The following is a 17,052-nucleotide window of genomic DNA, read 5'->3' on the forward strand; positions in this document are numbered from 1 at the left end:
ACCTGCGCATCGGTCTGGTAGAAGCGCGCGCGAAAGTCCAGTTGGGTCGTACCGAGCTCGAGCGTTTTAACCCGCTCATCCGTCTGCAAGGGCATCGGGCTGCCGTCGCTGCGCAAGATCTGTATGCCCAGCCCGCCGGCAGTCGAGTTGCTGTCGAGGCTGAACAGCCCTTGGGCCGGATCGATGACGGTGGAACCTTGCGCACCGTCCAGATGAACATGCACAGTGGCGCGGATGGCGCTGGGGTCGCTGTCGTCTTCGCAGTTGCTGAGCGTGATGTGGAAGGCTGTATCGGGCGTCGTCGTGCCGACCTGCTTGAAATCCTCGACCTTGTAATCACCCAGCTGCACCGGGTCGGCGCTCACGGGATTGCCCTGCAATGTGCATTGCGCGCGATTGATGGTGGCCGTCATGGTGTAGTCGAACACCTTGCCCAGGGTATGGATATAACCCTGGAACACTTCCCCCTGGACCTGGTGCGGGCCAGCTTCGATGTCGCCGATCTTGATGAACATGACCTCGCCATAGATGGTTCGAAGTGGCATGTTGATAGCCGTGTTTTGCGTCATGACGCCGGTGTAGGGAATGGCCGTGCCGTTGTCTGGCGTGAAGGTGTTGGTGGCCTGACCGTTGTAGGGATACGCCAGGTCGATGAACACGCCGACTCCTGGGATGTTGGTCTGCAGCACACGGCCGTCAACGGGTTTGCCGCCCACGGGGGGGAGGCTGCCACCGAACAACGGAGGGGTATTGGGCAGGTTGGCGGTCACCGGATCGCTGGCACTGTAGAAACAGTTGAGGACTGCCCCTTGGCCGTTCGTGGCACGCAGATCGCTCTTGCCTATCAGCGTGCCAACGGGCGCGTTGCGAGGTACCCAAAACGTGCCCATGTCACGCTGGAACGTCATGTAGGTCGCGCTCCCGGCGCCCCAGTGACAGGCCGCTTGCACGGTACCCGAGGCCAGCAGGAGCACGAGGTTGCAGAGCGTCAGTGCGGCGGGGCGTGTGTAGCGGCTGCGCGAGGCGGTCATCGAGGGTATTCCTGGGAGGCGGTGGTCAACACGGGCTTGTCTTCATCGGCGTGATCCGGCAGGCAGTCCAGCGTCTGCAGGCGATAGCCGCTGGCGTGGGTCATGGTGTCGGGATCAAGCATTACCTGGCAGGTCTGTATACCTGTTTCGCTCCAGCGCACTCGAAGACGCTGGCGATTCTGCTCGTGACTGGCGATCAGGGTCTGCCCGGCCTGGCCAACCACGGCAAGCGGCTGGCCATGTCCATCGCTGACCTGGGCCCCGAAGGGCAGTGGCCGGCCATTGGGGTGGCGCAGGGTCAGGACCATGCGCACGACATGCCTGGCATCGAAGCGGGCCGCGACTACGGCGCCTCGACGTGGCACCACCTGTTGGCTGGCGTTTGCGATGACCACCTCGGGCGAAAGATCGTCGGTGTCCAGCACCAGCGAATTGATCCGGTAGGGCCGCAAGTGCGGAACCAGCAGGTATCCTTGGGCATTGCTGTGTGAGGTGGACGCGTTTTGCACGCCAATGCCTGCCACCTGAGGCACATGCAGCAGACCCATCGTCTCGCCAAGGTAGCTGCCGAACGCGACCCCGTCAGCATGCACCAGCATCGCGCCGCTTGCGTTCAGTGACAGGCTGCGGTAATCGCTGCCTTCGCTGTAGCCAACCCCGTAGCTGGCCTGGCTGCCCTGAAAAGCAAGCGAGACCGCGGCGCTTTTGCGGTTGTGCGTGTCATTGGCCAGCGAGGCCTGGTAATTGAGGCGGTTTTCCAGCATGCCACCTTGCAAGCTGGTTCGCTCGCTGTACTGACCGTTGGCGCGCTGCAGGTCGAACGTTGCATTGTGTGGATGTCCGAAGTCCAGTGGCAGGCTCAGGCTGAGGCCGATAACCCGGCTGTCGGCGTTACGGGTGCTAAGGGCTTGGGAGGCGAACAGGTTGATCCCTAGGCTGCCTGCGCGCGTGGTGTACTGGAGCTGGTATTGACGGCGCTGGTAGTCGCTGCGCCAGTAGTCCTCCTGGGACAGGGTAAGGCTTAACGAGCTGCTCTGGCCGATGTTCTGATACGCCGAGATCTCAAGGCGACTGCGCCGATTGCCCGGATAGCGCGAGGACGCATTGCGTTGCTGCACGGCCTCATCGAAGTCGCGGTAACCCTCGGTGGAGTACCGGTAGCCGGCAAACCGCAAGTTGGTGCGGGTCTGGAAGCTTTTGCCGTAGCGCGCTGCGATGCTGTGCCCATGGACCTCGCCAAGCGTCCCACCCAAATCAGCATCCGCGCGGGTAAGGTCCAGGGAGAATGCGCCGAGTTCGCCGAAGTCGCGGGCAATGCCCACGACCCCGGCGCGGTAATAATCACTGGAGAGCAGGCCGCCGTAGAGCGTGCTGTCCCAGGCGCCGCCCCTGGCCAGCGTGCCTTGCCAGAACGCCGGGGTATCGAGTTCCTCGGCGCCATTGTAGCGGCCGGCGGTGGCGCTGTAGCGCCAGACACCGGCGCGCAGCAGGCTGCCCAGCGAGGAATAAGGCTGGCTGAAGCGGCTGACCTGGCCGTCTGCCTCGGTGACGACGATTTCCAGCTCGCCGTGCCCCGAGCCGACACTGAGGTCATCGATCGCATAGGGGCCGGCTGCAACATACGTGGAGTAGATCGGGTAGCCGTTGCGCAAGACTTCGATTTTCGCGCGTGTCTGGGCGACGCCGCGAATGACCGGGGCATAGTGCTGCTGGGCGTCGGCGAGCATGTCCTGGTCAGACGCCAGGCGCGCACCAGCAAACGCAAAGCTGCGAAATACCTCGCCGCCGGTGAAGGTCTCGCCCAAGGTCAGGTTGGCCCTCATGCCTGGCAGGTCGCGCTGGGCATAGGTATCGGTGCGAGTCCACTGGCGCTCGCCGGCTTCATTGTCGCGCAGGGTCTGCTTGCTGCGCAGGCGCCACCCGGCAAGGTTCAGCCCGGTGTTCAGGTAAAGATCTTGAGTGGTGGTGCTGCGGCCATCGTGTCGGCTGCTGTGCTGGGCCGAGGCCTGATAATTGACGAAAGCAGCGTTGATGCCGGCGTCCCATCGCCGCTCCGGGACGATGCCCCAGCGGTCCTGGTGCAGGGCAATCTGCGGGATCGACAACGACAGCCGCAGCCGTGACGGATCGAACTCGACGCCGGCCTGCGGGATCAGCGCCGCCAGATCAACGCAGCGGCCGTCGGTAGGCAAAGGCGAATCCAGCGCCTCCTCGCGCAGGTTCAAGGAGCGCAGCAGGTCGCCGGTCAGGCAGGCTTGCAGTCCCCGACCGTCCGGCGCGTCGAGGAAGTCGATGTGCTGGTCTTCAAGTGGGTTCAGGTTGACCAGCATCGCCACGCGATAACGCCCGGCCGCCAGTGGCGTATGCGCCGCCAGTGTCTGCAGGGCGAGGGCGCCGGCATCGGCGGAGTGGCCGGGGGGCTGGCGCATGAAGCCTGCCTGGAACTGCGCATGGGAAACCTCGGCCGAGGCAGTGCTGATAAGCGCCAATGTCAGGCCGCCGACCAGCAGCGGTGACAAAGGAGCGAGGCGCGGGCACGACGGCAGAGGCCTGCGCCGGTCATGTCGGGGCATGGGTGATTCCTGAGCAGCACCGCCGATCGATGCGCGAGCAGGAACGAGGCGAGTGGCTTGAGCTGGGTGGGCATGGACGTGAGAGGCGGCTTGAGCGACCTGCGTGCGTCGGGTTCGAGGGCGCTAGCTTAGGCGCGTGCGGGGAGGGCGGATGTAGGAGGATTCTCTCCAGGCAGATGGAGGAATCGACGTGCGCGCAGACATTAGGCCCTGCGTGACCGTGACGGGTGAGAGGGATACCCCGTTCGTTGAAGATCTGGGGGTGGCTTCGCACCCCCAGATATCATGTGGATGAATCTTGAATGGACGGGTTATCAGGAAAACCTAACGAGCCTCCACTTCTGCTCCGTCGGATGGTACTGGACAACTTGCTCCATATTGCTCTGTGCATGGTCCGGAATTCCGGTTTGCCATTCGTCATCCGATGTACGCGCAGGAGGGGCTCCGCTTGCGGTTCGCTTGGCTGTGCCAGGTGCTGTGACTCCTGCGTTCGCGGGCTCTGTGTTCACTGGCTGCCTGAAGGCTGTTCCAGCCGTGTTCCCAGACCCTTTCCCGCTGAACGTCGGTGTTGTAGGGGACGGAGTTGGAGTAGGCATGCGCACACTGAGACTTGGGCTGGGTTGCGGTGTCATTGCCGTTCCGGTGCTGACAGCCAACTTGGGTTTTTCGGCGCCGATCAGTTCGAGCCGTGTGCTCAGCCGAGCAACGGCCTCTCCAAGTTTACTGATGGTCGCGGTCGATCCCGATGCCGCTCTGGCCGCCGTGACGGCAGCTTTGGTCGCCGCAATCCCCGAAAATGCCGAGAGGCCGCCAAGAAACGACAGTGCCCCGCTGATGCTGGCGAGCGTGTTCGAGAGTTTATAGTCATCTTGCCCAACCACGACGGCTGCCGCACTGGTGACCGCGGAGGCGCCCAACAGGGTCACGCCCAGGACACCTTTTACATAAGCTCCTGTAAGGCCGATGGTCGCAGGCGCCGTCCAGGGCATCGTCACCGCCGAAATCGCGAACATGACGACACTGATGCCCACGCTGATCCAGGCGGCCCAATGCGTCTTCGGCTTCTCCGGTGGGTCGATGAGCTCGGGCGGATCGCGGTCGTATATTGCTTGCGAACGGTGCCCTGTCGGGTCGCGCCAGTTGACCGGGTTGCCCAGCGCGTACACGTAAGGGTTGAGTCCGGCCGCTTCAGGACTCAACGAATCCGGGCTATGAAAACGCATCAACGCCGGATTGTAAGCGCGGTAGCCACTGCCCAGCAGATACCAGCCCAGGGCCTCTTCGCGGGCCTCGCCGTTGAACGCCAGCAAGTTGCGCATGCCGTTGTCGTCGGGCCGCTCACCATAGGCGCTGTAGTCGGCATGCCGGACACCGTCATTATCGCATTCGCCGATGACGCTGCCGGAAGGGTCGGTCAGCAACAAGTGAGTGGCCGAGGCATCGTCGGCTCGCTGCGAGCCCAACGGCCGGCCGCCGCCGTAGAGGTACTGGGTCAGCACATCGTTATCCAGGGTGCTGTCGAGGCGATGGCCCAGATAGCGGCGTTCAACCTGTCGACTGCCACCATGCACCGATCCCACCAGTTGATCATGGCCGTCGTACAGATACTCCACGGTCACTTCACCGTCGACTTCGATGACCCGGCGCAGCCGTCCGAGGCTGTCGTATTCGAGTTCGCGCCCCTGCTCATCATTGAGCATGTTGCCGTGGTCGTCGTAGCTGAACGTCTGCTCGGCAGGGTAGTCCTCGAGCAGGCGATGGGTAACCTTCTGCAGTTGAAAACTGCCGTCCGCCGCGTACGTGAAATCGGCCCTGTCAGTGGTACCGTCGGCGAAGCGGGTCTGGCAACGGGTGAGGTTGTCCAGCTCATCGAAACGGTAGAGCTGATTGCTGATGGCCCGTCCCTTGGCATTGCGCGGCAGTGCTTCGCCCTGGCAGTCATGCTCGACCAGGCGATCGAGCTCGTCGTAGGCGAAGGTCTCCTTGCGGACTTCCCTGCCTGCGCGCACCAGCGTTCGGGTGTGCAGCATGTCGTTGTCCAGCCAGGTCAGGGTAAGGACCTGCTCCTCATCGCCATTCGCACTGAGCGTGCGTTGTATCTCGCGGCCGAACGCGTCGTAAGTCTGCCTGCAGAGAACGTAGCGGTCGTTGTTGGCACTGTCGGTGGTACGGGTGCTGCAAAGCAGACCCTCGCTGTCGTAGTCGAGCCTGCTGTGCAGCGCACCTTGGATGATATCGGTGACACGGCCTTGGCCGTCGTAGGCGTATTCGCAGGCCAGGGCGCTGTCGGAATGCTTGCGATAGCGCATGCGCCCTTGCAGCGAATGACGATATTCAGTGCTGTACCGTTCCTCGCCGCCCACCTTCCAGGTCTCGCCAGCCAGGTGGCCTTGATCTGTGTAGCGATAAGTACGTGCGCCATTGCTGTTGTCTGCGCTGGCGATGGCGGCGCTGTCCGGGTCGTAGGTAAAGGCCGCCTCCAGAGCGCCGCTTACCCCTGCTGTGTCCTCGATGGAGGCCGTGAGCTGGGTTGGCTGCTGGCTCAGTTGAGGTTGGTACTTGTACGCAAAGACGCGCCTGGAGCTGTTCTTGCGGCCCTCGCCGAGGGTGTAGGAAATCCGCTTGTCGACCAGTTGGGTGCCGGCGTGATAGCGATACTCGTCGATCCGCGGGCCAACCGTCACCTTGAGGAGACGGTCCAGGCCGTCGAACGTACGCTTGCACACCGTCCTGTCGCTATCGCTGCCGCGGGGGCGCACCTGCAGCAGCGTCGTCAGCTCATTGAGGCTGTGAGGGGCGAACGTGCGCTTGAGCGTGGAACGGTCCGGGCGCACGGTTTCGGTCATCCGCCCCCAGATGTCATAGACGTATTCGCTGACGCGTGATTGCGCCTGGGGCGTCGCCTGGCCGAGCGACACGGTTTCCTTGATGCAGCGCCCCAGTCCGTCATAGACATAGTTGGTACGGTCAAGCTGGACAGGGTCTTTACCCGCGCTGTCAGGCGAGTCGCCGGACTGTTCGAGCTGGCGGTACTCGTACCGCGCTTTATTGAAGGCATTGAGCTGACTGATGCGCACGTTCTGCCGCAACGTCGGCTTGTCTGGGCTGACCGTCCAGCGTGTGACGATATCGCCGCCCTCGCCAAATGGCGACGTCTCGATCAGGTGCTTGACCTGATCAGGGCCGGTGGTTTCGCTGCGATTGCCCCAGCCATCGTAGGCATAGGTGTAGGTCATGGTCACGTCAGGCTGCTGATGCGCCAGGGTGTCTGGCGCGTCTGCCGGATAGTCGTAGAAGGTCTCGCCGACAAGGCGCCCTACCGTGTCGTAGCGTGACTCGGAAATCACCTTGCGGCGTTTGAGGGTATCTTCCTGTTCCTCCCTGAGCGGGCGGTTATGGCCATCATAGACGATGCGCGTCAGTACCCCTTTGACGTCAGTGACTTCCTCGCATGAGCGGGTGCGGCCGTTTTCCTTGATCAAAGGATAGGCGAAGGTGCGTGATGCCTTGTAGGTGGGATCGTCCGGCGAGGTGGTCTGCTCGATAATGCGATTGAGCACATCGTGGCGATAACGGGTAACGATGCCGTTGAAGTCTTGTTCTTGCACCAGTTGAGCGCTATGGATCGAGTGGACGGTGACCAGCGACGCTTCCACCGTCCCGCATGAAGCATTGAACGTCTGCCTGGTCTGCAGCCAGGTCGGCTGGCCCGCGGTGTCCTTGATCAGCTCATAGTGCCAGCGGGTGGTCGACGTGTGGCCATTGATGCTCAGCTCTTGTTTCTCGGGCCGGCCATGCAGTCGTGGGTTGTCAGGGGTTTTCAGGTAAGTGTGGACACTTTGACGCAGCAGGGTTTCCGCTTCGCGGCCTGGCACGGCCTCCAGCGCGACCTCGAACGTGTCCTCCTGCTTGATCGCCAGCCAGGCGTCGGGCAGCGCCTTTCTAGTCGCCTGTGTCAGCGAAGACTGCTGTTCGTAGCGATAGCGGGTACGCTTCACCTGGGCAGCGCCTTCTCCAGGCGCGGGGTATTCGGTCACGCTTTTCAGATTGCGCACGAAACCTTCCGGGTCTGCCGGGCAGCCTTCGCTTGCTTCCTGGGGGTAATACTCGCGAACCATGCGCATGCCGTTCGCCTGGATCTCCTCGATCAGGTTGCCAGACGCGTCATACAGCGTTTCCAGGGTTTCATCACGACGATCCTTGGAATTGTCGGCCAAGGTCCAGGTCTTGGTGATCTTGTGCGGCAGCTGGAAGTGGTTCGGCTGATCCTTGAACGGCGTGTTGGGCTGCTCGTGATAGTGGCTGGTGATGGTTTCGAGGCAGCCTTGCTGGCGGGTGACCCGTTCTGTCAGCAAGTGGAAGCGGTTGTAGCTGCACGTGACCGTGCGCAACACCTGGCCATCGAGATAATGGCTGGCCGTGGAGCCGTAGCTATAGCCGGTACCGGTGAACTTGTAGAGATTGTCCTGGCCATCGTCAATCCAGCTGATGCCTGTGCCGTTACCCAGAAAGTTGTTCTGGCTGTAGGCGTAGGTGGTCTTCAGGTGGGTGGTCTCATCCAGCGGGTCGGGCTGGAGCACATGCTCGATGGCATAGGGCAGCGTCCTGCTGACCCCGGGAAAGCTATGGCCGTGCTCATTGTAAGCCACGGTCTCGACGCCACCGATCGGGTTTTCGACGCGGTTCATGTAGTGCAGATTGCCAAAGGTGGAGTAGCTGAACCGCCAGGTCGCTGCTTCCTCGGTCGGCAATACCACCTCGGTCAGTTCGCCGTTTTGCAGCGAAAGGGTAAAGCGTTTGTGGACGTCGGTACCCTGGTCGATGTCCACGACAACCTGGGCGTTGCTGCTGTAGTCGATGCTCAGCAGGGTGCGCTGGGTGTCGTCGATGATCGACGCCAGGCGTGGCTCGCTGTTGACGGTGGTGTACGCCAGCGTGATGCCATGGCCGGACGGGGCCAGTATCCGCACGGGCAGTGCCACGCTGCGCAGCGGACCTTGTGGCTCAAGGATCTCGGTCAGGCCGGCCTTGTGTGCGATACGAAAGCGTTGAATATCGTCTTCACTGATGTTGCTGAACCGGAAACTTTCGAGTTTCTGCTCTGGGATGACGGCGGCTTCCCCTGGCCCGTTGTCACTGACCTTGAAGCTCTCGCCGGTGTGCAGCGCGAGCATGCCACTTGGAATGACGAACTGTGTCAGTTTCAGCGTCCAGCCAATGCCGAATCCGCTGTTCTGCTCGTTCATGGGGTTGAAGCCCAGTTGCAATGGCAACTCGGGCCCGCACAGGTCATTGGGTTTCAGCCAGGGAAGGTCGATGGCGGCTGAAAACTGGCCGGTGCGCTGATCAACGCTGCCGTGCACGAAGCCCATGAAATTAAACGCATTGGAGTGTAAGGACATACAGGTTTCCTCAAAATGTCGCGCATCCGCAAGGATGTCGCTCAGAGCGTGGGCGCGCGCGGGGATACTTCAACTTTCACGGTAGTGAGCGAGTCCGGATTGGCCATGCCTTGTTTGCTGATGACCTCTATTCCCAGGCCCTCCTTGATGTAATCAGCCGCCAGGTAAGTGTTTACGAAATAATGAAGGTCATGATTGGAAAGTCGTGACGGTTGGTGCATGGTCTTGAGGGTGAATGACCAGCCGCCCCTACCGCTCAAGGTAATCTTTGCAGCGGAGGGAAGATCGTCCATTTGAATCTTTCGTGGCTTGCCAAGTTTGCTCGCGTCGAGTGTGAACGTTTTGCCTTGTCCGTCCGTGGGAATGTTGAGTGCCAGGAATTTACCGTCTGGATTGGTGACGATAATACTGCCCGACTGCTGCGGGGTGATGGGGTTTTGCATGATGATGCCTCGTGCATGGCGCTCGGTTTTTTGAATGTACAGGGCGGTCTGTCCCTTTTATCCACATGCCCGAGCCAGGCTAAGGGAGGGATCCCGCGTGCCTTGAAACTAGGGGAAATGCCGCCCAGGCGCACCTGGCTGAAGTAACAGGTGCCCGTCGGACGCCCGGCGCCGGGCGAACGCGGCCTCAGCACACACGCCAACCTGGCAGTACTGCTAGTTGCTGCTGTTTTCAGGTTTCCTCTATAACTTGCCACCTGAAGGCCACTGTTGCGTAGTTGAAGTGCGGCAGAGCCTGTCCAATGCAATTGTCCGTTCTGGCAAGTGTGTTATTAACACGAGGGCATGATGATGAGTGACGTGTGTAAGGTCGAATACGAGAAACCCACAATTCCGGACTTGAATGCGCTCGACGAACTGGACCTGGAGAAGTTGGGAAGTTTCCCGCTGGCTGCCCATATTCGCTACACGGGCATGCAACTGGACGATCTGGTCAGGCCCCGCTGGGTAGGCGCCAGTCCTTCCGGGGAAGTGTTCGATGATATTGGTGCTGAATTACCCGTCGAGGCAAACAATCTGGTCAATGGGATCGACATTGAAGTCAGCAATGAGGCCGTGCAAAACGCGGCAGGCGGTTGGGCATTCTTTTCATACACCGTTAACCAGATGACTGAATCACGGCGGCAGTTCTGCTTCGTAGGATTGCGGCCGCAAGCCGCGCCGGAAACCTTGTCCGTGCTGCACGGCCTGCCATCCCATGACCTGATCATCCGTCCAAGGGAGTTGACCGACGCTGGGTTCACCCTGGTGGTTGCGCCGTATCAGGCCATGCAGGCCGGCGACCGGGTCATCTTGAATCTGGTCGGCTACGATGAGTACGGGGATGAGGATGATGACTTCGCTGACACTCTGGTGGTGACGAAGGACCATGTCGAAGGGAAGATGATGTCGTTCAATATCCCCAAGTACTGGTTCTCCTACCTGGAAAAGGGCCATGCACTGGCCTCCTACAGCATTACCTTCGCGGATGGCGCCACGCTTGCCTCGCCTGAGCAGCGCTTTGAGATTGATTCGACAGCCGCGCTCCCGGCTTACCTGCCCAAGCCTGCCATTGCCGGGCATGCGGAAAGCGCCCCTCTGGACCCAGCGAAGTTCCGTGATGGCCTGACGATACACATGCCTGCTTATCCGGAGATTGCGGTGTCTGATCGTATCCTGATGCGCTGGCGCAGCCCGGCCAGCGACCTGGTGTTGCCAGTTCGCGTGGACCCGAGCAGCCTGGTGCAAGGGACCATCGTGTTCAGGCTGGCCGCCGATGTGCTGGCCCTGAGCGGTGGCACGACCGCCCGGTTGTCTTATCTGTATGGGCGTGAGGGTGCCAGCTTGAGCTCGGAGGAACTGGCGGTCGACGTCATCAAGCCGCGCAGCCTGAGTGCCCCGGACGTAAAAGGTGCGCTGCCGGACTCGACACCGGCCTGGGGCACCATGACCGCCCTGGACGCCATTGACGGCGTTTACATCGAGGTCCCCGCCGACATCGCGGCCCCAGGGGAACGTCTTGAGGTTCATTGGGACGGTTACTCGGCACTTGGCCAATACATCGCCACGGCTCCAGTCAGACCCGAAAACCCGCGGCGCTTTTTCATCCCGGCGCAGTATGTCGCGGCTAACCTGGGGCGTGGAGAAGCGGATGAATCCAAGCGTTTCGACGTGTTCTATCGCCTGGTGGGCAGTGATCATGTCGATTCGGTGCCCTACCGGTTGCGTATCAAACCGTTTGAAACCACAGCGTTCCCGCAGATCACGTGTACTCAAGCCAGTGGCGGCTCGTTGTCATTGGCCAAGGTGCCAGCCGCAGGCGCCAACCTGCGACTCGGCACCTGGTACCTCGGTGCTGCCGGGCAGTTGCTGACGCTGACGCTCAGCGGGGTGACTGCAAACGGACCGTTGGAGCATGTCATCCGCGACCGGGTAGCGGTGACCGCCGAAGAAGCGCGTGAGGGCGTTAACGCTATCCTGGCCAAGGCCGTTCTCGAGCAACTTCAGATTTCCAGCAATTTCACTCTCCGGGCACGCGTAAGTTTCGACGGTGGGCAATATTTCACGCCGTTTCGAAACAGCGCTCTGATGCTGAGCCGATGACGTAATCAACGGAATTGACTGTGCCGGTCATCGGCACCGTTTTTACAGATTGTAAATGTAGTTATTTCTCGAAACAGGCAAGCAATGGGGAACTTTTGCCCAGGCTTCGTGCTGGCCTGTGCTGAGGAATAATTAATTGTATAACACTGCTAGTGGAGACTACTTGTATGGCCAAGCCGACGTTAAGTGAATACCTGACCTATATGAAAGCGCAACCCCGTACATACGGGTGGGGCGCGCTATTGGTCTACGACCGTTTCAAGACCAATATGCTGTTGGCGCAAGAGCACGTTGAACGTTTTGCCGAAAGTGCCTGGATCAAGCCCGTCAGTGCCCGCAAGGAGACTGAAACGGGAAGCTGGACGGATGTCTCCAACCTCACCACCGGTACGCCTGTGCTGTCGTTCGTCAACTCGAACATCAGCGGCTCCGCCGCGCGTCTGAACATTCCCATGATGGGCGGCAAGGTCAAGACGCTGCGGCAAAAGCCGGGCAGCTCGCAGGTCGAGCTGGTCGGGCTGTCGGCCCTTGACCCGCTGACAGCACCTTTTTTACGCATGAACATCAATCTGACGGCCGATCAGAATGGCGCGATCAGTGACGAAGGACGGGTGACACTCGACCTCAAGAATGGCACCGGCTACACCTTCGAAGTGTCTGGCTGGAAAGACCTGAACGAAAAGATCGGCGATGCCATTCGCGATGAATTCGCCAAGCTGCCGGACGCCGAGCGGGTATGGGAGCTGAACACCTTGAAGCCTGTGGAGGGCGAACTCAAACCTACCTCGTTCGCGGTGCGTACGCATTCGTTGGCGAGAGCGGGCGTAACGGTCGCCAGTGATGATCCAGCGGAGCTGGAAGAAGGCGCTGTACTGGTGGGTGTCGCTTTCAATGGTGCGAAGGGCGGGAGCTTGCCGACAGCCGACAGGGACATGCCTTACCTGTTGCCGGAGGCAGCGTCGGCGACGGACGATCCGTTCTCGGCCAATATCATCATCAATAATGAAGACTGGGTTAAAAATTTACTGGTCAAAATGATCAAGGCGATCCCTGAGTTTGCGGACAGTGATCCCGTGTACGACAAGGAAGGTGGGTTTTACGTACAGGCCAGTTTTGGCCACCTGCCGTCGACATTCACAGAGATCTATCAAGATGACAGCCCGTGGGTGCGTTGGGGCAGATGCAATGCCAGTCTCATTCCGGAAAAGAGCAAAACGCATTTCAGGTTTGAAGATGGAAAAGTAAAATTCGAGTGGCACTGCTCGGCGCATGTCGATCTTGAGTGCTATGTGGTCTGGTCGGGCATCGGCGGCACGGCTCAACGTTATTTGGAGCACACGTTCGTATACAAGAAAGAGTATTCAATTTCGATTGGCGATGATGGCGGCAATAAGGGCAGGGTGGTACTGGTTCCAGGAAACAACACGGTCGAGAGTGCGCTCTTGTCGGACGACACTACTGAGACTGCGCATCTGTTCTGGAACTTTTATGTAGAAGACTGCGACGCTGCCCATAAGGAAACCTTGGGCAAGACCTTCGAACTGTTCACCTCGGCCATCGAGAAAGCCGGCCCGTCGATCGATGTCTTGCGCTTGAACAGCTTGCTGTTCCGCAGTGAAAACGCTGTCGTCCCTCAAAGCGTGCATGCCCCCGGTGACCTCTCGCTGCTCGGTAGCCTTGCGCCGAAGCTGACCGCTTTTGCAATCGAACCCCTCAATCCGACCATTGCCGCCCTGGGCACCCAGACCTTCAAGCTCTCGCCAGCGCCCGCCGGCGTGGTGAAATGGGCGGTCGAGCACCTGCCGGGTGGCGCGGGCGAGAAAGGCAGCATCGTCAATGGCGTATACACACCGCCAACCAGCGCGCAGATCGCCGGCACCTCGCTGCGTGTGATCGTCAGTGCCACGGTCGGCGACAATGTCAGCCGCAGCCTGGTCACCGTCGTGCCGAAGAGCGTCGCCGTGTTCCCCTTCCTGCAGACCGTGAACTACGCGACCGATCCGGCCAAGGCGCCCAGGCACGTGTTGGTCGGCGGTGCGCTGGATGCAGCATTGGAGTGGAAGATGGCCGCCGGCTCCAAAGGCCGTATCCGCTTGCCCACCGAAGCAGACTCGGATCTGGCCATCCCTGCCGGCCAGAATGTGCGCATCTATGAAGCGCCTATCAATACCCCTGGGGAGCCAGATACCGCCGAGATGATGATCCAGCGCGACCGTGTCGAGGTGAGCAGCAATGGTATTACCGAGGGCATAGACATCCTCGTGCCTTGGCTGAACACGACCGCGACGATCACCGTTGAGCGCAAGGGGGCGGGGTTTGAGCTGGTGTTGTGGACCACGGACCGCTATGGCAAGCCGCTTGCCGTCGCGCCTGCAGACACCAGGTGGTTCACCATCGTGGGCAAAAACGCTGTAGACCCGGCCAGCGGGATTTATCCCGAAGGTGAAGATGGTGACTACATCGTGCTCGCCGCTTTTCACGATGTGCCCATTGGTCCTCTTGTCTGGAACTACATTGTTCTGCCGATCCCCTTCGACATCGACTACGTGCGGCTGCTCGAGCACGTGCGTATCAACAGCAAGGCGAGGGGCTGAGCATGATGAACAATTCCAAGCAGGCCTTGCTCGCTGAGCTGGGCAAAGGTGATGCCATGCATGGCTGGGGCGCGATTCTCGCGCTGGGCCGCAGCCCGCTCAACCAGCGGCTGGAAGCGCGCTACGTGGAGTCATTCGCGACCCAGGATTCGCTCCAGCCCATCAGTGGTGAGCTTTATCTGGACACGAACCTGACCGAAAAGGTCATCTTCGACGAACTCATGCTTGGCCCGCCGCAACTGTCGTTCAAGAACGCCACGGGCGATACCTTGCTCGTGACCGTGACCCAAGCGCTGATCGCTGGCCGGTGCAGCGCCGTCGCACTGTGGCCAGGTGAGCCCAAACGGCTTAGAAGAAGCCATACCCTGTACCAGGGCATGGGCTATCAGCTGGAAATGACGGTGCCCTTGAAACTGGTCCCAGTGCCTTTTTCCAATCAGACGCAACTGGTGCTCGACCTGAGTCAGGGCTCCAACCCTATCTGCACCCTGGGTGCGACCGGGGTGGCTCGGCGAGAAATGGGCGAGTTCCTCAAGGCCCAGCTGCAGGCCCAGTGGGGAAGTGGTCCATCCTTTGCGATGCTGACGTGCGATTTCGACGGGTACGACCCGTTGTCGATTTCCGACTTCTCTGTACGCACACAGAGGGCGCCATCTGGCCCCGGCGGTGTCGCGACAGCAGGTGACGACGGGGCCGTCGTGCTGCTGATGCGCCTGCGCGGCTCGCCTGCGGCCGGTGTGGCACCCCGCGACTTGCCTTACCTGCTGCCCGTCAACAACGCGGGTGGGGCTAACCATGATGCCGCCCTGCTGATCGACAAGAGGCGCGCAGCGCTGGTCGAAAAGCTTGAGGCAAGTCTGCTGGAACATGTGATCCTGCCCGGGGCTTATCAGGTCAGGCCGACCGAACGGCATGCTCCTTATGACCTGATTCTGTTCAGCGACATCGTGGCCAGCGAATCGACGGTGGAACTGCAGCCGGCGCTGAGCAGTATCGGCGCGGGGCAAACGCTGGCGTTCAGTGCCGGCGACACGTCGGCTGAGCAATGGGCGGTGCGAAACCTCTGCTATCCACTGGCCTGCGGCGAACTCGCTCAGCGGCGCTATACCGCCTCTTCCTCGGAGAACTTTGCCACCGACCAGCAGGTGGTCGTGGTGAACGCGCAGTCGAGCGACCCCAGCAACGCCAAGGTTCGCGCCGCGGTGGTCGTCGAGTCGGTGGAGGCGCTGGCGATCTCGCCACGGGTGATGATATGGAACCGGGGCGAAGCGCCTCTGCGCCTGACCGCGTCAGAAGGCGAGGGCCTTGCCTGGTCATTGGAGGGTGACGCCCTTGGCGCAGTGGTGGCCGACCCCGACGACCCGCGTTCGGCGCTCTTCACCCCCGCTATCGAACTCGGCGCGCCGCCGGTCTCGCTTCAGCGCATCAAGGTGACCAAGGGCTCCAGCAGCGGTTATGCGACGGTCGTCATTCTTCCCTATAGCTCCCCACTCAGCGTCGAACCCTTTCATGTTCCACGCATGGGTGCTTCCGGGACGCAGGCCTTCACGCTCGCAGATTACCCAGCCAACGCCGAGTGGGAACTGGTCGGCTCGGGCACGCTCGATGCCACGACGGGGCTCTACACGGCGCCGGATTCCTCGGCGGGTGATGTCAGTGTTGTGGTGGGTGTCTTCGGAAATTATCAAGGCATCGCGGTGATCGAACACCAGCGCAATACCCCGCACCGGATGGCCTCGATGCAAGCGCGCTGGAAAACCCTGAGTATCTTTGAAGTCAAGCGCAACAACCTGAACCGCAATCGCGTCATGGCCAACGGGTTGCAGCAAGTGGGTATCGATGTCGTCCTGGAGACCCACGCATTTGAAGGGGAGGATGGCCAGGTATGGGACCCGGTCAGCGACCTTGAGCTGGCATCGCTGGTGCTGTTGTACGAGGACGGCAGCGAGGTCGAGGTGCTGCCGGCGGGTCTGGAAGGCCTGGACCCCGACCTGCCTGCCAACCGCAACAAATGGTCGGTCAGCAAGCAGCGCAATCGCTACGACTATCTGCCCTCCGGTGATGTCCCCGCCGCAGCAGCGAACGTGCTGGCGCCCGCCGATGCCACGCGCAAGATGACCTTCTACGTCAACGCCACCGAGGCAGAAGTGCGAAGGTTCAAAGCCAAGTTCCAGGACCATCGTGGTGGTTGGCATTACTCTGAAATCAAAGACCCCATCAAAGGCGTGGTCGAACTGGAAGGCGTGGCGGTGCCGCCCTCCAACCTGGGCAACTACGTGTTCGAGTCCAAGCGGGTGGCGAGCGAGGGCGGATTTGATCACCTCTCCGGGGACACCTTCAACTATTGGCATTACACCACCGACTACTGGCGGGTGTCGGGCAGGCAGATGCAGTTCGCCAGCCTGCGTTTCGACAACGCCGCCATGGTCCGTTGGGAAAGCGAACAGTTGAACGAAACCTACTGTACCTACACCGGTTTTGCCTTCAAGCCACGTCGCCATCCTGATGCGCCGCCTGCGTCCCGAGGTATTCAGTATGGGGCTGACCTGGAGCTGCTGATGATGGAGGACCGGGTCCTGTTCAGCGGCCTGGACCGCGGGTTCAAAGGCCAGGAAAGCGTCAATGAAGGCACCCTGCTGCTGAGCCTGGACCGTGCGCCCAATCTGGCCTATTGGCACTACCGCAGCGGTGACAGCGACAACTACCGTCTGGCCCTCGATAAAGCCCTGTCGTTCACCTTGATCGACAACTACGGCTCACCGCACAAGTTGAAAGTTACCTTTGGCGGCGGGGCGGACAGTCGCAACGCACTTCTCCTGGACCTTCAGTGAACGAGGCCGCCCCAGCCGGGGCGGCAACTCCCGACA

Annotated in this window: 7 protein-coding genes; 3 read left to right on the forward strand and 4 right to left on the reverse strand. The window is 60.9% G+C overall.

Annotated elements, in window-relative coordinates:
• The 4 genes from VJS90_RS00100 to VJS90_RS00115 all read right to left on the reverse strand — a co-directional run.
• Positions 1 to 1,031 (reverse strand): fimbrial protein (locus tag VJS90_RS00100; protein ID WP_324117914.1); only part of this gene is annotated, 1,031 nt, incomplete at its 3' end.
• Positions 1,028 to 3,604 (reverse strand): fimbria/pilus outer membrane usher protein, encoded by a 2,577-nt coding sequence (locus VJS90_RS00105; protein WP_324117916.1) that lies wholly within the window; start codon positions 3,602 to 3,604, stop codon positions 1,028 to 1,030. The genes VJS90_RS00100 and VJS90_RS00105, both read right to left, overlap by 4 nt.
• Before the next feature lie 314 nt (positions 3,605 to 3,918).
• Positions 3,919 to 9,006: an RHS repeat-associated core domain-containing protein gene (locus VJS90_RS00110; RefSeq protein ID WP_324117918.1), complete on the reverse strand. Its 5,088-nt coding sequence runs from the start codon at positions 9,004 to 9,006 to the stop codon at positions 3,919 to 3,921.
• Positions 9,007 to 9,047: 41 nt separating this feature from the next.
• A complete protein-coding gene (locus VJS90_RS00115; protein ID WP_324117919.1) occupies positions 9,048 to 9,449 on the reverse strand; it encodes a hypothetical protein in 402 nt (133 codons plus the stop codon).
• A 348-nt stretch (positions 9,450 to 9,797) separates the two neighbouring features.
• Here VJS90_RS00115 and VJS90_RS00120 point away from each other — a divergent pair, with 348 nt between their 5' ends.
• The 3 genes from VJS90_RS00120 (at position 9,798) to VJS90_RS00130 (ending at position 17,016) form a co-directional block, all read left to right on the forward strand.
• Positions 9,798 to 11,591, forward strand: a complete 1,794-nt coding sequence (locus VJS90_RS00120; protein WP_324117921.1) for a hypothetical protein — start codon at positions 9,798 to 9,800, stop codon at positions 11,589 to 11,591.
• Positions 11,592 to 11,758: 167 nt separating this feature from the next.
• Positions 11,759 to 14,185 carry a hypothetical protein gene (locus VJS90_RS00125; protein WP_324117923.1) on the forward strand — a complete coding sequence of 809 codons (2,427 nt, stop codon included), beginning with the start codon at positions 11,759 to 11,761 and terminating at the stop codon, positions 14,183 to 14,185.
• Between the two features lie 2 nt (positions 14,186 to 14,187).
• Positions 14,188 to 17,016, forward strand: coding sequence for a hypothetical protein (locus VJS90_RS00130; RefSeq protein WP_324117925.1), 2,829 nt, complete (start codon positions 14,188 to 14,190; stop codon positions 17,014 to 17,016).
• The last annotated feature ends 36 nt before the right edge of the window (positions 17,017 to 17,052 follow it).

It is taken from the genome of Pseudomonas sp. (assembly GCF_035277045.1).
GTDB lineage: Bacteria > Pseudomonadota > Gammaproteobacteria > Pseudomonadales > Pseudomonadaceae > Aquipseudomonas.